This window comes from Paenibacillus castaneae (assembly GCF_002884445.1).
Classification (GTDB): Bacteria; Bacillota; Bacilli; order Paenibacillales; family Paenibacillaceae; genus Pristimantibacillus; species Pristimantibacillus castaneae.
This window is the reverse complement of sequence record NZ_KZ614144.1, coordinates 3,891,308-3,914,087: the sequence shown is the minus strand read 5'-3', so window position 1 is coordinate 3,914,087 and position 22,780 is coordinate 3,891,308. Positions and strand designations below refer to the sequence as shown.

Here is a 22,780-nt window from a genome sequence, read left to right as displayed (position 1 = left end):
CGGAGGTGATACATTGGACAAATTGGTGATTGAAGGTGGGAAACCTCTCTCAGGAACCATAGTTATCCAAGGAGCGAAAAATGCCGCTTTGCCGATATTAGCTGCCAGTCTGCTGGCCGAAGGCACAACAACGTTAGACCATGTGCCCGATTTACTAGATATCGACGTCATGCTGAACATTTTGCGCGAATTAGGATGCCGCGCCGAGCATTCGGGAGGAACGGTTGTGCTGGATACAGATACTGCACATACATCCCACGTGCCGGAATCGTTAATGAGACAGATGCGCTCTTCTATTTTTCTAATGGGTCCGTTGCTCGCAAGGTTTGGTGAAACTCAAGTTTACCTGCCTGGCGGATGCGCAATCGGTGAACGGAAGATCGACCTTCACTTGGAAGGTTTGCAGGCACTTGGAGCAGAGATAGAAGAAATCGGAAACCGAATTATATGCCGTGCAGACAAACTGCGGGGTGCAGATATTCACTTAAGCTTCCCAAGCGTTGGAGCAACGGAAAATATTATGATGGCCGCTGCTTTGGCTGAAGGAAAAACAACGATCAGCAATGCTGCACGAGAGCCGGAAATACAAGATTTGCAACGTTTCTTAAATGCGATGGGCGCGAAGATTATGGGAGCTGGATCTGATACAATAACGATAGATGGGGTACAGTCATTAACGCCGTGTCGTTATAAGGTTATTCCAGACCGCATAGTTGCAGGGACTATTATGGTAGCTGCCGCGGCAACCCGCGGTCAGGTTACACTCTTAAATACACAACCCGCGCACTTATCTTCCTTGATTCATGTTCTGCGCCGTGCTGGTGTTCAAATCGTCATCGACGGTGATATAATTAAGGTTGGCAACGCATCCAGGCCTAAAGCTGTTGAAAGAATCGTAACTTCTCCATACCCTGCATTTCCTACAGACCTGCAGTCTCAAGTTATGGTGCTGCTTACGCTTGCAGATGGTGTAAGTGTAATGAAAGAAACGATTTTTGAAGGCCGATTGAAGCATGTGGATGAATTATCCCGTATGGGAGCCGATATCCGTGTAGATATGAATGCCGCATTTATTCGCGGCGTGCCAAGGCTATATGGAGCTACTGTAGAGGCTACTGACCTGCGAGCGGGGGCCGCTCTAGTAATTGCCGGTTTGGCAGCGCAGGGCAGGACGGTTGTTGAGCAAATTCATCACATTGACCGAGGCTATGAGAAAATCGAGACGATGTTATCAAGGCTGGGCGCGCGTATCTCACGCTACTCGCCCGTGCCTAATAACTAATTCTATGCATAAGAGCAGCAAGATAGAAACAGCCGGTACGCTTCTTTAGCAAAGCTTTGGCTTGCTAAGCTAGGCAGCCCGGATGTTTTTTGGAAAAGGAAGGGACGAGTTATGAACACTCAGATGCCTGTACTGAAGGAACCTAAACGAAAACGAATGGGCAGCCGCAGATTATTAACCATTCTCATTCTAATGTTTATTGCTCTGCTTGCCGTGTTGTTTTTTAATTCCTCTATCAGTAAAATATCTGATATACAAATAGAGGGAATGAGATTTGCTACTCAGGAGGAAATCGGACAAGCTGCTGCTATTGTTGTCGGCGATGCTTTTTTCAAAACTTCATCCTCTACGATAGAAGATAGAGTCCGTACACTCCCGCAGATTAATAACGCTGTCGTTACAAAAACATTTCCGGGAGTTGTGAAGATTGTTGTGGAAGAGTATCAAGCTGTAGCCTTCGAGCTTTCAGAGCAAGGAGAGATGACGGCGCTCTTGTCTAATGGGACAAGCATCGATGCCAGCAATGATGAGATGCTGCTCGTAGATAAACCGGTTCTGTCCGGATGGGCCAAGGATGATCCGCACAAGGCAGAGCTTACGAAAGCGCTGGGGCTCATTCCTAAGAAGCAGCTTTCTGATTTATCCGAGATTACACCTAATCCGTCTCCGGCTTATCCTGACCGAATTATTATATATACGCGGACGAAATTTGAAGTAGTGACTGCCATATCCGTGCTCCAAGATAAAATTGAAGCGCTCAATGCTGTAATCGAGACGCAGGAGCCTGGCAAGATTACGATGCTGTTAGCAGACACTTACGTACCCTTCAATAATGAAAGTCTAGAAAATATGTCTGATGATCAAAAAGAGACTACTCAATAGGCTGAAAGAATGGTAGAATTTTATTTATCGCATTTATACTCGATGAGGCTGGATAACATTAGGTAATAGAGGTTGTCGCAAGGGGCGGCGACCGACATGAAAATGAGAAATTAATGAAAAATTTGTTGAAAAAAGAGGGAAAATATCAAAGGCGTTGAATATGTAAAAAGACTTTTTACAATTGAAAAATAAATTTTTATTTGAAACGGAGGTGCCGCAAGTTGAGCAGCAACGACATCATCGTCAGTTTGGACATCGGTACATCCAAAGTTCGTGCTATTATTGGTGAAGTAAACAATGGAGCCATTAATATTATTGGAGTTGGATCTGCCGACTCAGAGGGTATTCGCAAAGGAGCAATTGTAGATATTGACCAAACCGTGCAATCGATTCGCAATGCAATTGAGCATGCGGAGCGCATGGTCGGCATTCAAATATCAGACGTATATGTAGGCATTCAGGGCAATCATATTGCACTGCAAACCAATCGTGGCGTCGTTGCAGTATCCAATGAGGATCGTGAAATTGGTGAAGAAGATATCGAACGCGTTCTACAGGCAGCGAAAGTAGTGGCGCTCCCGCCAGAGCGGGAGATTATTAATTTAGTGCCCAAGCAGTATTTAGTAGACGGATTAGAAGGCATTTCAGATCCGCGAGGTATGATTGGCGTTCGTCTCGAGGTTGAAGCAACAATCGTAACTGGCACGAAGACGGCTATACATAACCTAATGCGCTGTGTGGAGAAAGCTGGACTTCGGATATCAGGGGTCATTTTATTGTCATTAGCTTCGGGCGTTATGTCGCTGACGAAGGATGAGAAGATGATCGGAACGGTATTAACCGACATTGGAGCAGGCTCTTGCACATTAGCCATTTATGATCAAGGCGGATTGGCAGCTACTTCTACTTTGCCAATAGGCGGCGAATATGTTACCAATGATATTGCTTATGGATTGCGTACACAAAGCGACCAAGCGGAGAAAATTAAACTGAAGTATGGATGCGCGAATGTGAACGATGCGGCTGAAGACGTGAAGTTTAAGGTTACACGCATGGGAAGCAATGCGGAGAAGGAATTCTCTCAATATGATCTTGCTAGCATAATAGAGCCTCGTATGCAAGAAATCTTCCATATGGTAAGACAGGAAGTTCGCAGACTTGGCTATGGTGATAAGGTGAACGGCTACGTTCTCACCGGCGGATCGGTTTCTATGCCAGGAACGCTTGCTCTGGCCCAGACAGAGCTGGAGGCTTCCGTTAGAATCGCCCTGCCGGATTACATCGGAGTTAGAGATCCGGCGTTTAGCAGCGGTGTTGGCATGATTCAGTACGTGTCGAAGTATATGGGAGCTCGTGGAACTGGAGCAGTGAAGAAAACGGCAAGCCGCAAAGCAAGTCCAGCACCTTCATCTAAACCTGGTATGTTCGAGCGGTTAAAAAGTATGTTTAATGAATTTATTTGAAAATATAAGATAATATAAGTTTCACCGTTATACGACGCTTATATTTTACCGCGAAACGTTGCTATTTCCGTCTGATAGACGGTGCGGGCAGTTTACGCTTGACTGGGGGACAATGAAAGATGTTGGAATTCGACTTTGAGCTAGAGCAGCTTGCTCAAATAAAAGTTATAGGTGTAGGCGGGGGCGGCAGTAATGCAGTCAACCGGATGATAGAAAACGGCGTAAAGGGCGTAGAGTTTATTACGGTAAATACCGATGCTCAGGCGCTTAATTTGGCCAAATCAGAGCATAAGCTGCAAATCGGCGATAAGCTGACGCGCGGACTAGGCGCTGGCGCTAATCCTGATGTTGGAAGCAAGGCTGCTGAGGAATCTCGTGAAATCATTATGAACCAGCTAAAGGGCTCGGACATGGTGTTTGTTACAGCAGGCATGGGTGGAGGTACAGGAACAGGCGCGGCACCAGTCATCGCTGAAATTGCACGTGAATGCGGTGCTTTGACGGTTGGCGTGGTAACGCGCCCATTTACCTTCGAAGGACGCAAACGTTCTGGACAAGCAGAGCTCGGTATTGAAGCGCTTAAGGAAAAAGTTGATACACTGATTGTAATACCGAATGATCGATTGCTAGAAATTGTTGATAAGAAAACACCAATGCTCGAAGCTTTCCGCGAAGCGGATAACGTACTTCGCCAAGCTGTACAAGGCATATCTGATCTAATCCAAGTTCCTGGACTTATCAACCTTGACTTTGCAGACGTGAAGACGATCATGACGGAGCGCGGCTCTGCATTGATGGGTATCGGGATTGCTACAGGTGAGAATCGCGCTGCTGAAGCAGCAAGAAAAGCCATTATGAGTCCATTGCTAGAAACATCCATTGACGGCGCTCGCGGCGTTATCATGAACATTACTGGCGGAAGCAATCTTTCACTTTATGAGGTGAATGAAGCAGCTGAAATCGTTATTTCAGCTTCTGACCCAGATGTGAACATGATTTTCGGTGCGATTATTGACGAGGATCTGAAGGATGAAATTAAAGTAACCGTTATTGCAACGGGCTTTGAGCATAAAGCACCTACTGCCCGCCGTATGCCTCAGCAGCAGCCTGAAGCTGCTGACCAAAGACAAACAGGCGGCCATGCACCTGTAAAGCCTTTTGGTGCAAACAATACGTCAAGCGATCAGCTGGAAATTCCAGCATTCCTGCGCAATCGACCGCGCGGCGATCGCTAGCCATCATCATTCTTCTGCCTTTCCGGCTAGTCCGGGAAGGCTTTTTTTTTTGCTTTTCAGCCTGAGCTTATCCCCTTGATGGCCATATTCATGTTAATTACTCCAAACGACAAATTAATCACCTGCTCCTCTCAATTAATAGCCGCAAAATGACGCTTGGAAAGCCCCCTAGAGTATGTGATAGGCCAATAAGATATAGTAAATTGTGTTCATTCTTGCTCTGAATGCCAATCCAATACATACACATAACAGAATTATCCGACTTTGGACATGGCGGTTTTATACCCTTACTCGACAAAAAAAGATGTGTCATGCTGTCATGAATAGACAGACTTTGAAATAGGATTTTAATATACTAGTCTCAATCGTTCTCCGGGGTACCGACTGCAGGCCCGAATTCCTATAGTCGCAGGAAGGTGGCCGAAATGGCTATTTATGTAGATGTTATGTTTTTGCGAGAGCTGCTCGTTGATGGCGCTATTCTATTAACCTCTGCGTGGGCGCGTCATTTGAGGCCCAAGCCTTGGCGGGTGTTATCGGCTTCTGCTGTCGGAGCATGTTATGTTGCCTTGATGCTGCTGCCTCAATTGTCCTGTCTATTTACGCTAGCGGTAAAAATAGCGATTTCATTATTAATCGTTTGGATCGCTTTTGGCTTCTCGTCCATGCAGCATTTTCTACGAAATGTAGCAGCCTTTTACGCGGTTAATTTTGTTGCTGCCGGTGCGGTGCTAGGGCTCTATTATTTGTTTATGCAAGGCTCCGGCGAAGTATGGAGAACGATTACGTTCGTAAATGGCAGCATGCACGTAGAGCTGAAGATGGGATTGTTTTATCTGATTGCTGCGTTTTGTATCGGGCTGTATATATACCGTACCGTATTAACGCAAAAAAGAGAAAGGGAGCTGGTGCACACTCATTTGGCAGAAGTGAAAATAACTATTGGAGAGCGCATTCAGACCTGCGTTGGTCTTATTGACACCGGAAATCAGCTGTATGATCCGTTGACTCGGACACCGGTTATGGTGATGGAGGCTGCTTTATGGCAGGAAGATTTGCCCGAATCGTGGTTGAATAGCATACGTGATGCACAAGTGGATCGTCTTGTGGCGGGAATGGATGAACAGCCTTTTGAATGGCAGGATCGGCTCCGCCTTGTTCCTTTCAGAGGAGTCAACCGAGGATCACAATTCATGCTCGCGATTAAACCTGATACGGTTGAGATTACTAGGGAAGGACAAGTTTTTGAGACGCGAAAGGTGCTTATCGGGCTTGACGGCGGCAAGCTAACGTCTGATGGGGCATATCGTGCAATTATCCATCCGTCAATGGTACAAAAGTAAAGAACGTATGCTCATACAATCGAGGAGGGATGGGCCAGATGCTCGTCAAATATAAATTGATTCTGCAGTTATATTATTATCGCATTATGTTTTTATTCGGATTAAAAAGTGAAGAGATCTACTATATAGGCGGCAGTGAAGCGCTCCCGCCTCCATTAACCCGTGAAGAAGAAGAATATTTGCTGGAAAAGCTGCCTACAGGGGATACAGCCATTCGCGCCATGCTGATTGAACGGAATTTAAGGCTGGTGGTCTATATCGCCCGTAAGTTTGAAAATACCGGCATTCATATTGAAGATCTCGTATCGATTGGCGCAATTGGGCTCATTAAAGCGGTCAATACTTTTGATCCTGAGAAGAAGATCAAGTTAGCGACCTATGCCTCGCGTTGTATCGAAAATGAAATATTGATGTATTTACGCCGCAATAGCAAGACGCGTACGGAGGTTTCGTTTGACGAACCGCTTAATATTGATTGGGATGGCAATGAGCTCCTTTTGTCTGATGTGCTCGGAACCGAGAATGATACGATTTACCGCAATATCGAAGAACAGGTTGACCGCAAGCTTCTGCATAAAGCATTAGATAAGCTGTCTGAGCGTGAACGCATTATTATGGAGCTGCGCTTTGGACTAGCTGACGGCGAGGAGAAAACACAAAAGGATGTTGCAGATCTGCTCGGCATTTCACAATCCTATATTTCCCGTTTAGAAAAGAGAATTATTAAAAGGCTTCGCAAGGAATTTAATAAAATGGTTTAACGCCATGCGCCGCTTGATGTTGTCGATTGATGTCGGTTTAGGAATAAAAAGGCCTCTCAGGGAGATAATGTACAGTAATGTTTCTCCTTGGGAGGTAATCACGTTGACCCGAAATAAAGTCGAGATCTGTGGAGTGGATACCGCGAAACTGCCTGTCCTAACCAATGTCGAAATGCGAGAATTGTTTACGGCATTGCAAACCCGTAACGAGTGGGCAGCAAGAGAGAAATTAGTTAACGGCAATCTAAGGCTTGTTCTTAGCGTTATACAACGGTTTAATAATAGGGGAGAATTTGTGGACGACTTATTTCAAGTCGGCTGCATCGGACTTATGAAGGCGATAGATAATTTCGACCTTAGTCAAAATGTCAAATTTTCCACCTATGCCGTACCGATGATTATCGGAGAAATACGCCGTTACTTGCGAGACAACAACCCCATACGCGTATCGAGAAGTTTAAGGGACATTGCGTATAAGGCGCTTCAAGTAAGAGACAGCTTAACGAACAAAAATTCTCGCGAACCGACTATTTTTGAAATATCGGAAGCGCTGAATGTGCCGAAGGAAGACGTTGTTTTTGCGCTTGATGCTATTCAAGATCCAGTTTCCTTGTTTGAACCGATCTATCATGATGGAGGCGATCCGATTTATGTGATGGATCAAATCAGCGATGAGCGGAATAAGGACGTTTCATGGATTGAGGAAATCGCGCTTCGAGAAGCGATGACCAAGCTGAACGCTCGGGAAAAAATGATTTTGTCGATGCGTTTCTTTGAAGGTAAAACCCAAATGGAGGTTGCCGATGAGATCGGCATCTCACAAGCGCAAGTTTCCAGGCTGGAGAAATCAGCCATTCAGCAAATGCAGAAACATGTTAAAACATAAACAAGGACAGTACCGCGAGGCAAACCACTGAAAAAGTCTACAAAATGGAACAGGCTTCTATCACACAATTTATTTGTGCGATAGAAGCCTGTTTTTTTTTATTCACTAGCGGAAATGTGTATTTAATCAGTGGTGATGAACCAATGTGCTGGGTGGATGAGCAGCGGCGGCAGCTTGGTGCAGGCATCCCCCTTCGCTGCGTTAAGCTGAGCTTGGGTGAGAAAAATACTTTGTGTAAGATCGGCTCCCCGTAAGTCGGCATCTCTGAAATCAGCCCCGATGAAATCAGCCAGTCTCAAGTCAGCCTTCCTGAGGTCAGCCGCAATAAGATATGCCCCTCTTAGGTTGGCCCCACGAAGATCGGCTCCTCGGAGATTGGCTCCGATGAGGTCGGCGCCTCGACCGTAGGTCTTCTTTCGCTTAGAGACATTATGCTGCTGTACATCAGACCGCACAAGCTCACTGGTTCGCTTCAGCAGAGCATTGACAGCTGCTCGGTGTGCCGCAACGTCCTGCACCAGCAGAGAGTCGGCACTGAGCTCAGATAGCCGCTCTGTTTCAATTAGTGCGATTTGCAGCTCATTATGAATCGAGCGGGCTGGCAGCAGTGTAAGCGCTTCGGTCAAATACCAGAGAAGCTCATGGAGCTGGCGCATGACCGGGAATACTTCGAACATCTGCTTCGCGGATTCCGGAGCTTTAAGCCAATCTCTTCCGCCGAAAGTGATCTGGGCAACCTTCTGCCCTGCCCCGAAGCAGTCGTAAACGGTGCAGCCTCTAAAGCCCCGCTGCCTGAGGCTGTTGTGAACGCCGCAGCGGAAGTCCGATTGCAAATGAATGCAGGGCTGGCCTGCATTTTTGTCGATTGCAAAATCTGACGAAGCGGCAAAGGGCAGTGCTGTACAGCATAAGCCGAAGCAATTCTCACAGTCAGCTTGCAGATTGAGGCGGCTGGCTGTAAGTCTTTCGTTTCCCATTAATAAACTCACTCCTATAAATGGAATAAAAAGTATATGTGTTATTGTAGCATACAATTTGTCCGCCAATAGGAGCGATTTTTCTGAACCTAACATTCAGAAAATCATGTATAAAACAAGCCGCAACGTTTTTTGACGAGGTAGGACATTTTGGGCGAAACGCTCATATAGTTATAGGAGAGTCAAAAGGACGATCACTCTACTTGAAAAGTGGTGAATGTGAATGAAAATTTCAGATTTTCAAACGAAGGATGTTATTAATATTGTGGATGGCAAAAAGCTGGGTCAAATTAGCGATTTAGAGCTTGATTTAAGGCAAGGACGAATAGATTCTATTGTGGTTCCTCAATACACTAAATTTCTTGGCATGTTCGGAAGCGGAGGTACGGAGGTCGTTATTCCATGGCGCAACATTGTCAAGATTGGAACTGATGTTGTATTAGTCAGAATGGACGATACGAAGACGCTTCGTGCTGAGGAAGAGGATTTGCACGCCCGCTCGTAACACGTTAAACTGTGTCTATGCATGTGAAGCAGGTTTGCTTCACAAACCAAAGCTTATGCTTACGAAGCAGGTTTGCTTCACAAACCAAAGCTTATGCTTACGAAGCAGGTTTGCTTCACAAACCTTTAGACAGAGGTGTTAACGAATGGACGTGTTTGAGCTTAAGCAATCATCAATGGGGCCTTCCCTTTTTTTATTGTCTCCGTGGGAGAAGCGGTATAATCGATTGTCGGCCGGTTTCACAGGCAGAGATGGCGGTGTGAGTACGACGCCTTGGGCGTCTTTAAATATGGGGCTGCATGTAGGGGATGCTGATAGAGCAGTCGTCGCGAACCGTCAGGCTGTAACAACGGCGATAGATTGGCCTTTTGATGCGTGGACATGTGCTGAGCAGGTGCATGGCAATCGCGTATATCAGGTTGAAGAGGCTGACAGGGGCAAGGGGAAGAATTCGTTAACCGATGTCATCAAAGATTGCGATGCGATCATGACCGATAAGCCGAATGTGCTGCTGACGTCTTTTTATGCGGATTGTGTTCCACTTTATTTCTATGATCCGGAGCATCAAGCGGTTGCTCTTGCACATGCTGGCTGGAAAGGAACGGTACAGCAGATTGCCTCTGAAACGATTCAAGCGATGACCAGGGCTTACGGATCGGAACCCGAGAAGCTTGTTGCTGCAATTGGCCCTTCTATCGGGGGGTGCTGCTATGAGGTGGACGGCTCTGTTATAGACGGGGTACAGCAGCTTTTGAAATCACTAGGAGTAAGCAGCGCTGAAGCTGAGATGATGATGAGCTTATCCTCGAATGGCAAGGCAAACTTGAACTTGAAAGAAATAAACCGACAGATTATGATAAAAGCAGGAATTTTGCCGATCCATATCGAATTGACAGAGTGGTGCACTGGATGCAGAACGGATTTATTCTACTCTCATCGCAAAGAAGGTGGACCTACCGGCCGGATGGCCAGCTGGATCGGCATTCGGGAGAGGTGAAACATGTCGACTACATTAGGAAATAGAATGCTGTTGGTTGAAGAACGGATTAAGCAGGCATGCGAGCGTTCGGGGCGCAGCAGGGAAGACGTTCAAATTATTGCGGTAACGAAATACGTTTCGTTAGATACGACAAGGGATGCACTAGCGCACGGTTTGCGTCATCTTGGGGAAAATCGTTGGCAAGATGCACAGGCCAAATGGGAAGCGATTAGCGGAAATGAAGATCAATCCGCCGTTGATCATCAGCCTATCTGGCATTTTATCGGGTCACTGCAAACGAATAAAGTGAAGGACGTCATCGGGAAATTTACATACATGCATTCGCTGGACAGGCTGTCGCTAGCTGATGCGATTGACAAACGTGCCTCTCAGCTAGGCATCATTGTTCCTTGCTTTATTCAAGTAAACGTATCCGGAGAAGATTCGAAGCATGGAATTGAGCCTGACAAGCTGTTCGCCTTCGTAGCGCAGCTGGGACAATTCCAATCCTTAAAGCCGATTGGATTAATGACGATGGCTCCTTATGAATCTGAACCAGAGGAGACTAGGACGGTGTTTAGGGCTCTGCGCGAGCTGCGTGACGAATTGCAGTTGCGGTGCCCGCAAGCACAATCCATCACTCAATTATCTATGGGCATGTCGAATGATTTCGAGGTAGCAATCGAAGAGGGGGCTACATGGATTCGCCTTGGTACGATACTAGTTGGGAAAGAGGAGGAATAATGTATGAGTGTCATGAACCGATTTATGAACTTTCTTGGCTTGCAAGAGGAAGAAGAAGTCGTGGAACGTGAAAGAGTTACGCAGCAGGATGAACAAGAAGCTGAAACCTCTCCGTTTGAAGCACGTAAAAACACAAAGAGCAATAATGTCGTTAGCATTCATTCGCAGAAAAATGTCCGGGTTGTTCTAAGCGAGCCCCGATCTTATGATGAAGCGCAGGAAATTGCCGATCACTTGCGTTCACGTCGTGCAGTTATTGTGAATTTACAACGCGTTCGAACTGATCTGGCCGTTCGAATTGTTGATTTCCTTAGCGGTACAGTGTACGCTTTAAGCGGTAGCATATCTAAGCTTGGTCCTAATATTTTTCTATGTACGCCTGATTCAGTGGAAATTCAAGGTGCTATAACGGAAATGCTAGCGGAGGAGAACGACTACAACAAAATGAGGTGACCTTGAATATGGAGCAAGTTTCTTACATCGTTATGACATTACAAAGTATTTACACATTTATGATTATTGGGTATGTGCTGCTATCTTGGCTGCCTAATGCCCGTGAGAGCTTCATCGGGGTATTTCTAGGCAAGTTCGTTGAGCCATACTTAGGCATTTTCAGAAAATTCATACCGCCAATCGGGGGAATGCTTGACCTTTCGCCGATACTAGCCGTATTCGCTTTGCGCTTTATTGCATTCGGTTTGATTGCGGTTATCGACTTTTTTATCTAAAGGAATGAGATCGTATGAAACAAGGCATATATGACCATTTCCACCCTGACGAGAAGCCGTTTGTCGATCGGGCAATGGAATGGATTGAACGGTCCGCACAGCAGCATGAGCTGAAGCGGACCGATTTTTTGGACCCTAGGCAAGCTCAGGTCTTGACGATGCTGTCCAATCGCAATCCTGACGTTACGATCCGTATGGATGGCGGCTATGAAGGAGCGGAAAGGCAGAGGGCCATAATCGGTCCTGATTATCGCATACTCGATGATGAGCCTATCGGCATATCTGTGCTAGCAGTCAACGGGCCTGGACAGGCGCAGCTTGAGCTTGATCATGGTGATTTCTTGGGTGCATTGCTTGGTCTTGGCATTAAACGTGATCGTATTGGTGACATTCATGTGCATGAACATTTCTGCCATATTGTGATTATGGATGAGATTGCTGATTATTTGAATGTACATCTGAGACAGGTGCACCGCATAAGCGTGTTGACTGACATTATTCCAATTGCGGATCTGGAGACGGTCATTCCAAAGCTGGAAGAGATGAGTTTATCAGTAGCGTCTATGCGCCTGGATGGAATTGCGAGCGATGTATACCGGATCAGCCGTTCCAAAATAGTGGACCCGATTCGTGCTGGCAGATGCAGAGTGAACTGGAAAGCGGAAGAGGATCCTTCCAAGCCGCTCTCTGCTGGAGATGTTGTATCTTTTAAGGGATTAGGTCGATTTAAAGTGCAAGAAGTTGATGGCGTGACAAAAAAAGGCAGAATTCGTGTGAGGATCGGCAAATTTATTTGATACTTTGCAGGATTTTACCTGCGCTTGTCGAATGTGTTCTCATCAAATAATGTGATCCGGTTGCCAGATTCACAAATACCTTGAGGAGGTGTCCCAATGCCGTTATCGCCATTGGACATACATAACAAAGAGTTTGGCCGGAGATTACGCGGCTATGACGAGGACGAAGTGAATGAATTTCTAGATCAAGTCATTAAAGACTATGAATCGCTCATTCGTGAAAATAAAGAGCTGCAAAATCAAGTGCTGGGCTTACAGGAAAGATTGAATCATTTTACAAATATCGAGGATTCTCTTAGTAAGACCATTATTGTCGCGCAGGAAGCTGCCGACGAGGTAAGAAACAATGCGAAGAAGGAAGCTCAGCTTATCATTAAGGAATCAGAGAAGAACGCTGACCGTATTATTAATGATTCGCTTTCGAAGTCGCGCAAGGTTTCGCTTGAGGTAGAAGAGCTTAAGAAACAAGCTTCTGTATACCGCGCTCGTTTCCGTACTCTCGTCGAAGCACAGCTGGAGCTGCTCGCCGTTGATGGCTGGGATACGTTGGAGCCTCAAACGTCAAGGCAAACGGAAAGACAATCAGAGAGACAAACGGAGCATGAACTGCTGCGAGGATAATCTTTCTTTCACTAGGCGGTTGCCATTTGACATTTGGACCGAATTTAAGCTATAACTAATAGTAATTAATTTATGATCTAAACTTCGTTGATGAGAACAAGTACGTCTTACGTTCATTCCATAGAGAGCCGGAGGCAGCTGAAAATCCGGTGTGTGAGCGATTGCGGAATATCCTCTCTGAGAAGCTGCGCCGAACCTGCATGAGCAGCAGTAAGCGCTGACGGCTGTCCCCCGTTACAGGGAACGCGAACGAATGGTTCGCGACTAAGGTGCCGCATAATACTCAGCTAATTGTAGCTGCTCGTATGTATAGGCTTGCTAGCTGTTTGTCAGCTGCAGGTGCGGAACAAGGGTGGTAACGCGACTAAGCCTCGTCCCTTCTCATAGGGATGAGGCTTTATTTTTGTTTAAACTAGGAGGCTGAAATGATGCAACGTGTAGACGTAAAGGAACGTGCCCGCACCCGCGAGCTGCGTGTACTGGAACAATGGAAACAGAATGATACGTTCAAACAATCAATCACAAATCGAGAAGGCAAGCCGAATTTTGTATTTTATGAAGGTCCTCCGACAGCGAATGGAGCGCCGCATATCGGGCATGTGCTCGGACGTGTAATCAAAGACTTTATTTGCCGCTACAAAACGATGGACGGATATCGCGTTATTCGTAAAGCAGGCTGGGATACACATGGTCTTCCCGTAGAGCTGGGCGTTGAGAAGCAGCTTGGCATTTCCGGCAAGCAAGAGATTGAAGAGTACGGCGTTGAGAAATTTGTCAATAAATGCAAAAACAGTGTATTTGAATATGAAAAGCAATGGCGTGAGCTGACCGAGGCCATCGCTTACTGGACGGATTTGGATAACCCGTATATAACGCTGAAGAATGAGTATATCGAGAGCGTGTGGCATATTCTGTCAACCATTCACGGCAAAGGCTTGCTGTACCGCGGCCATCGTGTAAGTCCTTACTGTCCTGATTGCCAAACGACGCTCAGCTCGCATGAGGTTGCGCAGGGATATGAGGATGTAAAGGACTTAAGCGCGACAGCGAAATTCAAACTTACGGAGTCCGGTGAATTCATTCTAGCATGGACGACTACGCCTTGGACGTTGCCTGCTAACGTAGCGCTTGCTGTTAATCCGGAGATCGATTATATTCGTGCCTCCAAAAATGGTGAAATCTATATCGTTGCACAAAACCTAGCGGAGAGTGTGCTTAAGGATGACTATGAAATCTTGTCTACTGTAAAGGGCGCCGAGCTTGTTGGACTTAGCTATGAGCCGCCATTCCGCTATGTTCCGGTAGAGAAAGGACATATCGTCATTGCAGGCGATTTCGTCAGTGATTCAAGCGGTACAGGGATCGTGCATATCGCACCGGCACACGGTGAGGATGATTACCGCGTTTCCCGTGAGAATGGAATCAGCATGCTAAGCGTTGTTGATTTGGCAGGACGTTATATTTCTGAGGTTACTGACTTTGCCGGAAGATTCGTCAAGGATAGCGAACTAGACATCGACATTGTAAAAAATCTTAGCGAACGCGGCTTGCTCTACTCCAAGGAACGCTACGAGCACAGCTATCCATTCTGCTGGCGCTGCAAAACGCCTTTGATCTACTATGCAATGGAAAGCTGGTTTATTAAAACGACTGCGGTTAAAGATCAGTTAATCGCAAACAATAATAGTGTGGACTGGTATCCTGGACACATTCGTGAAGGTCGCTTCGGCAAATTCCTAGAGGATTTGGTGGATTGGAACATTAGCCGGAACCGTTATTGGGGAACTCCGCTTAACGTGTGGGTATGCGATGTTACCGGAAAAGAATATTCACCAAGCAGCATTGCCGATTTGCGCGCTATGGCAATCGGAGATGTGCCGGAGGATATCGAGCTTCATAAGCCTTATGTAGATGAGATTAAGCTGAAATCTCCTTTCGCTGAAGGCGCGGAAATGACTCGTACGCCGGAGGTTATCGATGTTTGGTTTGACAGTGGCTCCATGCCATTTGCTCAGCACCATCATCCGTTTGAGAACGAGAAGGAGTTCGCAGATCAATATCCTGCTGATATCATCTGCGAAGGAATTGATCAAACGCGCGGCTGGTTCTACAGCTTGCTTGCTGTCTCGACCTTGTATAATGGCAAAGCGCCTTACAAGGCTGTTATTTCAACAGGCCATATACTGGACGAGAACGGCCAGAAAATGTCCAAGTCGAAAGGCAATGTTATCGATCCTTGGGAAATCATTAATGAGTATGGTACGGATGCATTCCGTTGGGCTTTGCTTTCTGATAGCGCGCCGTGGAACAGCAAACGGTTCTCACGCGGTATTGTAGGTGAAGCGAAATCGAAGGTCATTGATACCATTGTAAATACGCATGCTTTCTTTGCGCTTTATGCTTCTATCGATGGTTATGATTATAATGCGCATGCCGAGGTCAAATCCGACAACAAGCTTGATCGCTGGATTATCTCCCGTCTGAACAGCTTGATCAAAACGGTAAATAAAGGGCTCGAGGTTAATGATTTCCTTAATCCGGCTAAATCGATTGAGACTTTTGTTGATGAGCTCAGCAACTGGTATATCCGACGTTCACGCGATCGTTTCTGGGGAAGCGGGCTAACGGAAGACAAACTGGCTGCTTACCAAACCTTGCGCAGCGTTCTGTTGACACTGTCTCGTCTTATTGCTCCTTACGCACCTCTGCTTGCTGAAGATGTATTCGGCAACTTGGGCGGAGAAGGCAGTGTGCATTTGACAGATTATCCGAAGGCGGATGAAGCAGCGATTGACGAGAAGCTGGAGCGCGATATGGACAGCGCGAAGCAAATCGTCGAGCTGGCTCGCAACGTTCGTAATGAAACCGGCATTAAAACACGCCAGCCGCTATCCGAGCTTATCGTATCGCTTGACCGTGATTTCGATGTTGCAGGCTATGAGGATATTGTGAAGGATGAAATTAATGTGAAGGCCATTAAAGTACAAACGTCCGACAGCGGCTTTGTTGATTTCACATTAAAGCTGAACTTGAAAATTGCCGGTAAAAAATACGGAAAGCATGTTGGGCCGATTCAAGCACAGCTTAAGGGCTTGAGCGCAGAACAGACTAGCCGCATTGTTAACGGAGGAAGCTTTGATTTCACTACCGCCGAAGGTGAGCAGCTTGCCATTGCGGTCGATGAGCTATTAGTTGAGAAGCAGGCTAAATCAGGCTTCGCATCTGCTTCTGGCAACGGCGTAACGGTTGCACTCAATACCGACATTACAGCAGAGCTCGAGCAAGAGGGCTGGGTTCGTGAAGTCATTCGTGCTGTTCAGGATACAAGGAAAAAGCTTGATCTTCCTATTGAGAAACGAATTGATCTCGTTCTTGATGTGGATAGCGAGCTGAAAGCAGCGCTTGAGGCATTCTCTGAAGTTCTGCAGGATAATGTACTTATTCAGACGGTTACTTATGAAGCGGTTGCCGAAATGGAACGAGTTGCACTTGGAGATAAGGAAATTGGAATCTTCATTCGCGGATAAGGATATAGTATAAAGGAATAAAACAAGCGAAAAACGAGGCCGAATCCTTCCGGCTGCTGCAAGAAGCGAGCGACAGCCGCTTGATGCAATAGCCGTTAAGGAATGGCCTCGTTTTATGGTTTGACAAAGGGGATGCCTCGTATGAAATCAATTAATCCGGAACAATCAAAGGATTTGATCGAGTTACAAACTTCGTTAAGCAAGCTTGATAAACGACTGCAAAGTATAGCAGCGGATATGGAGCGGACGCAAATAGCCGATTATGTGAATTTATTAAATAAACCTAGAACGCTAATCTGGAAAAACCTACTCGCTGGAACAGCCAGAGGCGTAGGCATCGCAATCGGCTTTACTTTTTTTGCTGCGACCATTCTTTATGTGCTGCAAATACTAGGTGCGTTAAACCTGCCTATTATTGGCGACTATATCGCAGACATTGTCCGTATCGTTCAAATTCAGCTCGAAGGCAAGACGTATTAATTCAATTCATCGTCTTCCATATTCTCAAGATTATGGTCGCCTTCTGTGCTCTGCATGTACTGCTCATATTCATGGTTTCGAACAAGGAACACATAACGCCCGGTGATGTCGGTTGCGAGAAAGCTTTCAATGGGCTCAACGTAACCGTCATTTTCATCTGCTTCAATGCCTACGTGCGCGTAATCTGTTACATTGCGGTTTTCCGACATGGCAGGAGAATCGGAGTTGCCCCATTGTTCAACTGCTTGCCAAGCATCCTCTCCGTCAAATCCGTGAAAGAAATCATGCTCATCCATGCTTGTTCGGCCGAATGGAGGATAGAGTACGAACTCTTCCGCAGGCCGGCGCAAAGAAACCTGCTGGCGCGGAGCATGCTCTATACAATATAGACAATCTGGAACCGCATCAAGTCGTTCAAGCGGTATTGGCTCATTGCATGTGATACAAATACCATAAGATCCATCCTTCATGGCAGCTAGTGCAGCATCAATACGTCTTAAATGAAGCTCCTCTTGCTCCAGCAATGCGATATCCTTCTCGCGTTCATAAAGCTCTGTTGCAGTGTCGCCGGGATGATTGTCGACTGCTGAAAGCTCGCCAGTATCATCACGGAGTGAATGGCTTAGGCCGAAATTATCATTTTCAAAAAGCCGCTTCTCGATTTCTTCCTTCTCATCGAGCAGCCTGCTGCGCAGCAGCTTGAATTGATCATTTGTTGGGGTTGTCATATGAAGCACCGTCCTTTGCAGAGAACATAATTGCTTGATTAGTTTTTGCCGGAAGGCGGATTTTCAGTATGGACTTCAATGGAAGAAGAAGCGTCATTTGCTGGCACTTCTTCAGCTTAGTATGCTACAATTAATTGCGGTTGGTTAGCCGTTTTTCGGATACTAGCGTTGCTTCACAAAAACATAGGAGTGATCGAATGCGTTATTATTATTACTGGGTAGCCCTGCTTGTATTTGTTCTTGATTTTGTAACCAAAAAAATTATTGCTACTCAATTAGAACTCCATGAGCAAATCAGCGTTATCGGCAATTTTTTTGTTATTACATCGCATCGCAATCGAGGTGCTGCATTTGGCATTTTGCAGGAGCAACGCTTGTTTTTTATCATTATTACGATCGTGATTGTATCCGGCGTTGTTTGGTACATACAAGCGATGCGCAAAACAGCAAAGCCGTGGCTTCTTGTTGGCTTAGGCTTGGTGCTGGGCGGAGCAATTGGCAATTTTCTTGACCGTGCGCGTCACGGAGAGGTTGTCGATTTCTTATCCTTCACTTTCGGAAGCTACCCGTTCCCCATTTTCAACATTGCTGATTCCGCAATCGTCTGCGGTGTCATACTAATCTTAATCGACACCTTGTTATCCGCTAAGGATGAGAAGAAACGTACGCCAAATGGAGAGGACAAGGAAACTAACAATCATGAGCAGCAACCTATATAATGAAGAACCGTTGGAATGGATCGTAGAGCCGGATCAAGCCGGTGAACGAGTGGATAAGTTTGTAACAGACAGTATCGAAGATGCAGGGGTATCGAGAACGCAGGTACAGGAATGGATCAAAGCAGGCGCCGTTCAAGTTGATGGGAAGGTAGCCAAAGCAAATGTTAAAGTGCTCGAGGACAATAAAGTAAGCTTACTAATACCGGAGCCTGAGGATGCAGCTATCGTGCCTGAGGCTATCCCGCTTGAGGTAATATATGAAGATTCGGATGTAATCGTAATAAACAAGCCGCGCGGAATGGTTGTTCATCCGGCTCCCGGACATTCGTCGGGTACGCTTGTGAATGCATTGATGTATCATTGTAAGGATTTATCGGGTATTAACGGAATGATTCGTCCGGGCATCGTGCATCGGATCGATAAGGATACGACGGGCTTGCTTATGGCAGCGAAGAATGATCTCGCCCATGTTTCACTTGCAGAGCAGTTGAAGGAACATACCGTAACCCGTAAATATATTGCTCTTGTTCACGGTAATCTCCCGCATGATCAGGGAACCATAGACGCTCCTATCGGACGTGATCAGAATGATCGTAAGCTGTTCACCGTAACGGAACGCAACAGCCGACATGCTGTAACCCATTTTGTAGTACTGGAGCGGCTGGGCGATTATACAATTGTAGAGCTTCAGCTTGAGACAGGACGGACGCATCAAATTCGTGTTCATATGAAATACATTGGCCATCCGCTTGCGGGTGATCCTGTGTATGGCAGAAATAAAAATATCGCTTTGAAAGGACAAGCTCTGCATGCAGCCATTATCGGCTTTACGCATCCGCGCAGCGGGGAAAGGCTTCAATTCGAAGTGCCATTGCCTGCGGATTTCGAGCATGTTCTAAACAGCCTGCGATTAAGATAATGGGAAGCGTCCAATAGTGCAAACTTTTCACCACATTATTCATTATTTATAGTCATAAAGTGAGTTATTCTAGACAATAACAACTGACCATAAATGATGAAATAAGGATTGGTGACACGAGATGACATCCATTAATCAGAACTATTTGGAGCTGCAGGGCAGCTATTTATTTTCTGAAATCGCAAAACGACGTACGAAATTTATGCAAGACAATCCAGATGCAGAAATTATTAGCCTTGGCATAGGAGACGTTACACGGGGCTTGCCTGACGCAGTACTGAAGGCAATGCACAGTGCCGTAGACGAGCTTGCTGCTCCAACATCATTCCGCGGATACGGTCCAGAACAAGGCTATGATTTTCTAATTGACGCAATCATTGAGAATGATTATAAAGCTCGCGGAATGGAAATCGCGTCGAATGAAGTATTTGTCAGCGACGGTTCCAAATGCGATGTAGGAAATATTCAAGAGATTTTCAGCGAAAACAGCATTGTTGCCGTTCAGGACCCCGTGTACCCTGTTTATGTGGATACGAATGTAATGGCTGGCCGTTCAGGCAAATATAATCAAGAAACGAAACGGTATGACAATATCGCGTATCTGGCGTGCACCGCCGAAAATGATTTCAAGCCAAGCTTGCCGGACCGTAAAGTCGATATTATCTACTTGTGCTATCCGAATAATCCGACCGGCATGACGCTGACGAAAGAAGAGCTCAAGGTGTGGGTTGATTATGCGAAAGCGAATAAATGCATTATTTTGTATGATTCCGCCTATGAGGCGTTCATTCAAGAAGAGGATGTACCGCACAGCATATATGAGATCGAGGGTGCGCGTGAGGTTGCGATTGAATTCCGCAGTTTCTCCAAAACAGCGGGTTTCACAGGCGTACGCTGCGCTTACACGGTTGTTCCACGCGATTTGAAGGGATTTGATGCTTTCGGAAACGAAGTATTGATCAATGATATGTGGAATCGCCGTCACACGACTAAATTCAATGGCGTGTCGTATGTGACGCAGCGCGGTGCTGCCGCTATTTATTCCGCTGAAGGCAAAGAGCAGATCAAATCAGTGGTTGACTATTATATGACGAATGCCGCGATTATACGTGACGGTCTTGCATCAATTGGACTAGAAGTGTTTGGCGGCGTTAATGCTCCTTACATTTGGCTGAAAACACCGAACGGCATGGATTCTTGGTCATTTTTCGACAAGCTGCTCACCGAGGCAAATATCGTTGGCACTCCGGGTGTGGGATTCGGTCAAAGCGGTCAAGGCTATTTCCGTCTTACTGCATTCGGCAGCCGTGAGAACACGGAGAAGGCAGTTGAAAGAATCCGTAACCTGAGCTTATAAATACTTGAATTGTACATGCACCGCTGCTTGATCTTATTCCACAATTCGTACTAGCGGAAATATTCGTTTTTACTTGACTTCTTTTGTCGAACGTGGGATAATTTCTTTGATAAACAGCAGTACCTTTAACTCAGTCCAGAGAGGCTGGCAAGGTAGCGTGAATAACAGGTCAATAGAAGAGAATAATAGGACATCCTAACTAACAGCTTTCTGTGACGAAAGCTGTACAGGTGTGCAGCCTATCTTTTAGACGCCTAATCACAAAGCTCCTTGCGAACTACGCAAGGAGCTTTTTTTGTAGCTGCCAAGCAATTGGAAGAAGGAGGAGTCAGCGGAAATGGCGGAGGAAGAGCATTTAGTCATAATGGATGAAACGGCAATTCGCCGGGCATTAACGCGAATTGCTCATGAAATTGTAGAGAAGAACAAAGGTATTGATGATTGCGTAATCGTGGGCATTCGGACGCGGGGTATATTCTTAGCGCGTCGAATCGCTGAGCGTATCCGAGAAATTGAAGGCAAGCCGGTGCTTGTGAGCGAGCTGGATATTACTCATTACCGCGATGACCGCAATGCAGCGAATGCTGCCGAGGCAAAGGTATCAGCCGCAATTTGTAATACGGACGGTACGCCTTTTACGGTGCAGGACAAGAGAATTATACTATTCGATGATGTTTTGTATACCGGGCGGACGATTCGTGCGGCGATGGATGCCTTAATGGACTGTGGAAGACCGCAGAGCATTCAGCTAGCCGTTCTTGTAGACCGCGGACATAGAGAACTGCCCATTCGGCCCGATTTTGTCGGAAAGAACGTACCAACCTCGAAGCAGGAGCAAATTGATGTAGCTTTGGTCGAATTCGATCATATTGATCAGGTTACGATTATTAACCAAAGGGGGCAGACTGGATGACATTAACAAAGCTAAGGCAACGGAGTCTGCTTGGATTAAAGGATTTAAGCGTGGAAGAAATGGAATCGATTCTTGACCGTGCTGCTTACTGGGAGAGCCATCCGGCGAAAGCACACAGCGTGATGCAAGGTAAATTCGCAGCTAATATGTTTTTTGAGAACAGTACACGGACGAGGTTCTCCTTCGAAGTAGCCGAGAAACGTCTTGGAGCCGAGGCTTTGAACTTCTCAGCTGCGGTCTCAAGCGTGCAAAAGGGTGAATCGATTTACGATACAGTAAGAACATTGGAATCTATGGGCATTGACGTCGGAATTATCCGCTTGAAGCCAATCGGCATGCTTGCTGAGCTAGCTGAGAAGATCAAGGTTCCTCTTATCAATGCTGGTGACGGCAACAATGAGCACCCGACGCAAGCCCTTCTTGATATGTATACAATGCGCAAGCACTTTGGACACTTAAAAGGCCTATCCGTAACGATTATCGGAGATGTCCTGCACAGCCGGGTAGCGCGTTCGAATTTGTGGGCGCTGCGGAAATTCGGAGTCAACGTTAATTTCTGCTCTCCGCCGAACATGCAGGCGCCGGAGCTTGATGTGAATTATATCTCTATGGAAGAAGCGTTGAAATCCGATGTGGTCATGATGCTTCGTGTACAGCTGGAGCGTCATGAGAGCGGTATGCTGAGCTCAGCTGAGAGCTATCGTGAGCATTACGGCCTGACAGTGGAAAGAGCAGGCAGGCTAGCAAAGCACGCGATCATCATGCATCCCGCACCAATCAATCGCAATGTGGAAATTGACGATGAGCTGGTCGAGCACTCGCAATCAAAAATATTCACACAAATGGAAAACGGAGTTCCAATCCGAATGGCCGTCATAGAACGAGCACTGAGCTAGCCTGAAATAACATACACTGAATAAGTTCGGAGGGTGAA

General features: G+C 46.3%; 23 protein-coding genes and 1 other annotated feature. Of the genes, 21 read left to right on the top strand and 2 right to left on the bottom strand.

Annotation, left to right across the window (positions count from 1 at the left end):
• Window positions 1–13 precede the first annotated feature (13 nt).
• The 7 genes from murA to sigG all read left to right on the top strand — a co-directional run bounded on the left by murA (window position 14) and on the right by sigG (window position 7,852).
• The gene (murA, locus tag CEF13_RS17880; protein ID WP_102712573.1) at window positions 14–1,282 is read left to right on the top strand and encodes a UDP-N-acetylglucosamine 1-carboxyvinyltransferase; all 1,269 of its coding nucleotides are present in this window, start codon (window positions 14–16) and stop codon (window positions 1,280–1,282) included.
• A gap of 111 nt (window positions 1,283–1,393) precedes the next feature.
• Entirely contained in the window at window positions 1,394–2,164 is a 771-nt protein-coding gene (locus tag CEF13_RS17875; protein ID WP_102712571.1) for a cell division protein FtsQ/DivIB, read from the top strand.
• Between the two features lie 221 nt (window positions 2,165–2,385).
• The gene (gene ftsA / locus CEF13_RS17870) at window positions 2,386–3,627 is read left to right on the top strand and encodes a cell division protein FtsA (RefSeq protein ID WP_102712569.1); all 1,242 of its coding nucleotides are present in this window, start codon (window positions 2,386–2,388) and stop codon (window positions 3,625–3,627) included.
• Between the two features lie 119 nt (window positions 3,628–3,746).
• Window positions 3,747–4,862 (top strand): cell division protein FtsZ, encoded by a 1,116-nt coding sequence (ftsZ, locus tag CEF13_RS17865; RefSeq protein WP_102712567.1) that lies wholly within the window; start codon window positions 3,747–3,749, stop codon window positions 4,860–4,862.
• Between the two features lie 425 nt (window positions 4,863–5,287).
• Window positions 5,288–6,205 (top strand): sigma-E processing peptidase SpoIIGA, encoded by a 918-nt coding sequence (spoIIGA, locus tag CEF13_RS17860; RefSeq protein WP_102712565.1) that lies wholly within the window; start codon window positions 5,288–5,290, stop codon window positions 6,203–6,205.
• Window positions 6,206–6,243: 38 nt separating this feature from the next.
• Window positions 6,244–6,966, top strand: a complete 723-nt coding sequence (gene sigE / locus CEF13_RS17855) for an RNA polymerase sporulation sigma factor SigE (protein ID WP_053375506.1) — start codon at window positions 6,244–6,246, stop codon at window positions 6,964–6,966.
• 103 nt (window positions 6,967–7,069) lie between these two features.
• Window positions 7,070–7,852, top strand: a complete 783-nt coding sequence (gene sigG, locus CEF13_RS17850; RefSeq protein ID WP_102712563.1) for an RNA polymerase sporulation sigma factor SigG — start codon at window positions 7,070–7,072, stop codon at window positions 7,850–7,852.
• A gap of 122 nt (window positions 7,853–7,974) precedes the next feature.
• Here the strand turns inward: sigG and CEF13_RS17845 are convergent, their stop codons facing one another.
• Window positions 7,975–8,829: a pentapeptide repeat-containing protein gene (locus CEF13_RS17845; protein ID WP_102712561.1), complete on the bottom strand. Its 855-nt coding sequence runs from the start codon at window positions 8,827–8,829 to the stop codon at window positions 7,975–7,977.
• Between the two features lie 223 nt (window positions 8,830–9,052).
• Between CEF13_RS17845 and CEF13_RS17840 the strand changes: the two genes are divergently transcribed.
• The 9 genes from CEF13_RS17840 (at window position 9,053) to CEF13_RS17800 (ending at window position 17,210) form a co-directional block, all read left to right on the top strand.
• A complete protein-coding gene (locus CEF13_RS17840) occupies window positions 9,053–9,334 on the top strand; it encodes a PRC-barrel domain-containing protein (RefSeq protein WP_102712559.1) in 282 nt (93 codons plus the stop codon).
• 145 nt (window positions 9,335–9,479) lie between these two features.
• A complete protein-coding gene (gene pgeF, locus CEF13_RS17835) occupies window positions 9,480–10,331 on the top strand; it encodes a peptidoglycan editing factor PgeF (RefSeq protein WP_102712557.1) in 852 nt (283 codons plus the stop codon).
• A gap of 3 nt (window positions 10,332–10,334) precedes the next feature.
• Window positions 10,335–11,057 carry a YggS family pyridoxal phosphate-dependent enzyme gene (locus CEF13_RS17830; protein WP_102712555.1) on the top strand — a complete coding sequence of 241 codons (723 nt, stop codon included), beginning with the start codon at window positions 10,335–10,337 and terminating at the stop codon, window positions 11,055–11,057.
• 3 nt (window positions 11,058–11,060) lie between these two features.
• Complete coding sequence (locus CEF13_RS17825; RefSeq protein WP_102712553.1) at window positions 11,061–11,510, top strand: cell division protein SepF; 450 nt, start codon at window positions 11,061–11,063, stop codon at window positions 11,508–11,510.
• Between the two features lie 8 nt (window positions 11,511–11,518).
• Complete coding sequence (locus CEF13_RS17820; RefSeq protein ID WP_102712551.1) at window positions 11,519–11,785, top strand: YggT family protein; 267 nt, start codon at window positions 11,519–11,521, stop codon at window positions 11,783–11,785.
• Window positions 11,786–11,799: 14 nt separating this feature from the next.
• Window positions 11,800–12,582 carry a YlmH family RNA-binding protein gene (locus CEF13_RS17815; protein ID WP_102712549.1) on the top strand — a complete coding sequence of 261 codons (783 nt, stop codon included), beginning with the start codon at window positions 11,800–11,802 and terminating at the stop codon, window positions 12,580–12,582.
• 96 nt (window positions 12,583–12,678) lie between these two features.
• On the top strand, window positions 12,679–13,203 hold the full coding sequence (locus CEF13_RS17810; RefSeq protein ID WP_243864348.1) for a DivIVA domain-containing protein: 525 nt from the start codon (window positions 12,679–12,681) through the stop codon (window positions 13,201–13,203).
• Between the two features lie 78 nt (window positions 13,204–13,281).
• Window positions 13,282–13,585, top strand: a binding site (T-box leader).
• A gap of 46 nt (window positions 13,586–13,631) precedes the next feature.
• Complete coding sequence (gene ileS, locus CEF13_RS17805) at window positions 13,632–16,730, top strand: isoleucine--tRNA ligase (protein WP_102712547.1); 3,099 nt, start codon at window positions 13,632–13,634, stop codon at window positions 16,728–16,730.
• 141 nt (window positions 16,731–16,871) lie between these two features.
• Window positions 16,872–17,210, top strand: a complete 339-nt coding sequence (locus tag CEF13_RS17800; protein WP_243864347.1) for a DUF5665 domain-containing protein — start codon at window positions 16,872–16,874, stop codon at window positions 17,208–17,210.
• Here the strand turns inward: CEF13_RS17800 and CEF13_RS17795 are convergent.
• The gene (locus CEF13_RS17795) at window positions 17,207–17,938 is read right to left on the bottom strand and encodes a TraR/DksA C4-type zinc finger protein (protein WP_102712543.1); all 732 of its coding nucleotides are present in this window, start codon (window positions 17,936–17,938) and stop codon (window positions 17,207–17,209) included. The two genes, CEF13_RS17800 and CEF13_RS17795, sit on opposite strands and share 4 nt — an antisense overlap.
• A gap of 197 nt (window positions 17,939–18,135) precedes the next feature.
• On the opposite strand from CEF13_RS17795, the gene lspA reads away from it, so the two are divergent.
• From lspA to CEF13_RS17770, 5 genes are all read left to right on the top strand, one after another.
• Window positions 18,136–18,657 (top strand): signal peptidase II, encoded by a 522-nt coding sequence (gene lspA, locus CEF13_RS17790; protein WP_102712541.1) that lies wholly within the window; start codon window positions 18,136–18,138, stop codon window positions 18,655–18,657.
• The gene (locus CEF13_RS17785; protein WP_102712539.1) at window positions 18,638–19,576 is read left to right on the top strand and encodes an RluA family pseudouridine synthase; all 939 of its coding nucleotides are present in this window, start codon (window positions 18,638–18,640) and stop codon (window positions 19,574–19,576) included. Before lspA ends, CEF13_RS17785 begins: the two co-directional genes overlap by 20 nt.
• Window positions 19,577–19,697: 121 nt before the next feature.
• On the top strand, window positions 19,698–20,933 hold the full coding sequence (locus tag CEF13_RS17780; protein WP_102712537.1) for an LL-diaminopimelate aminotransferase: 1,236 nt from the start codon (window positions 19,698–19,700) through the stop codon (window positions 20,931–20,933).
• 337 nt (window positions 20,934–21,270) lie between these two features.
• Window positions 21,271–21,846 carry a bifunctional pyr operon transcriptional regulator/uracil phosphoribosyltransferase PyrR gene (gene pyrR / locus CEF13_RS17775; protein WP_102712535.1) on the top strand — a complete coding sequence of 192 codons (576 nt, stop codon included), beginning with the start codon at window positions 21,271–21,273 and terminating at the stop codon, window positions 21,844–21,846.
• Window positions 21,843–22,742, top strand: coding sequence for an aspartate carbamoyltransferase catalytic subunit (locus CEF13_RS17770; protein WP_102712533.1), 900 nt, complete (start codon window positions 21,843–21,845; stop codon window positions 22,740–22,742). The genes pyrR and CEF13_RS17770 overlap by 4 nt, the downstream gene beginning before the upstream one ends.
• Window positions 22,743–22,780 lie beyond the last annotated feature (38 nt).

Bases quoted from the DNA above. Each gene is read 5' to 3' on its own strand.
- CEF13_RS17875 (WP_102712571.1), top strand. From the start codon at position 1,394: ATGAACACTCAGATGCCTGTACTGAAGGAACCTAAACGAAAACGAATG.
- ftsZ (WP_102712567.1), top strand. From the start codon at position 3,747: ATGTTGGAATTCGACTTTGAGCTAGAGCAGCTTGCTCAAATAAAAGTT.
- spoIIGA (WP_102712565.1), top strand. From the start codon at position 5,288: ATGGCTATTTATGTAGATGTTATGTTTTTGCGAGAGCTGCTCGTTGAT.
- sigE (WP_053375506.1), top strand. From the start codon at position 6,244: ATGCTCGTCAAATATAAATTGATTCTGCAGTTATATTATTATCGCATT.
- CEF13_RS17845 (WP_102712561.1), bottom strand. From the start codon at position 8,829: ATGGGAAACGAAAGACTTACAGCCAGCCGCCTCAATCTGCAAGCTGAC.
- CEF13_RS17840 (WP_102712559.1), top strand. From the start codon at position 9,053: ATGAAAATTTCAGATTTTCAAACGAAGGATGTTATTAATATTGTGGAT.
- pgeF (WP_102712557.1), top strand. From the start codon at position 9,480: ATGGACGTGTTTGAGCTTAAGCAATCATCAATGGGGCCTTCCCTTTTT.
- CEF13_RS17830 (WP_102712555.1), top strand. From the start codon at position 10,335: ATGTCGACTACATTAGGAAATAGAATGCTGTTGGTTGAAGAACGGATT.
- CEF13_RS17825 (WP_102712553.1), top strand. From the start codon at position 11,061: ATGAGTGTCATGAACCGATTTATGAACTTTCTTGGCTTGCAAGAGGAA.
- CEF13_RS17820 (WP_102712551.1), top strand. From the start codon at position 11,519: ATGGAGCAAGTTTCTTACATCGTTATGACATTACAAAGTATTTACACA.
- CEF13_RS17815 (WP_102712549.1), top strand. From the start codon at position 11,800: ATGAAACAAGGCATATATGACCATTTCCACCCTGACGAGAAGCCGTTT.
- CEF13_RS17810 (WP_243864348.1), top strand. From the start codon at position 12,679: ATGCCGTTATCGCCATTGGACATACATAACAAAGAGTTTGGCCGGAGA.
- ileS (WP_102712547.1), top strand. From the start codon at position 13,632: ATGCAACGTGTAGACGTAAAGGAACGTGCCCGCACCCGCGAGCTGCGT.
- CEF13_RS17800 (WP_243864347.1), top strand. From the start codon at position 16,872: ATGAAATCAATTAATCCGGAACAATCAAAGGATTTGATCGAGTTACAA.
- CEF13_RS17795 (WP_102712543.1), bottom strand. From the start codon at position 17,938: ATGACAACCCCAACAAATGATCAATTCAAGCTGCTGCGCAGCAGGCTG.
- lspA (WP_102712541.1), top strand. From the start codon at position 18,136: ATGCGTTATTATTATTACTGGGTAGCCCTGCTTGTATTTGTTCTTGAT.
- CEF13_RS17785 (WP_102712539.1), top strand. From the start codon at position 18,638: ATGAGCAGCAACCTATATAATGAAGAACCGTTGGAATGGATCGTAGAG.
- CEF13_RS17780 (WP_102712537.1), top strand. From the start codon at position 19,698: ATGACATCCATTAATCAGAACTATTTGGAGCTGCAGGGCAGCTATTTA.
- pyrR (WP_102712535.1), top strand. From the start codon at position 21,271: ATGGCGGAGGAAGAGCATTTAGTCATAATGGATGAAACGGCAATTCGC.
- CEF13_RS17770 (WP_102712533.1), top strand. From the start codon at position 21,843: ATGACATTAACAAAGCTAAGGCAACGGAGTCTGCTTGGATTAAAGGAT.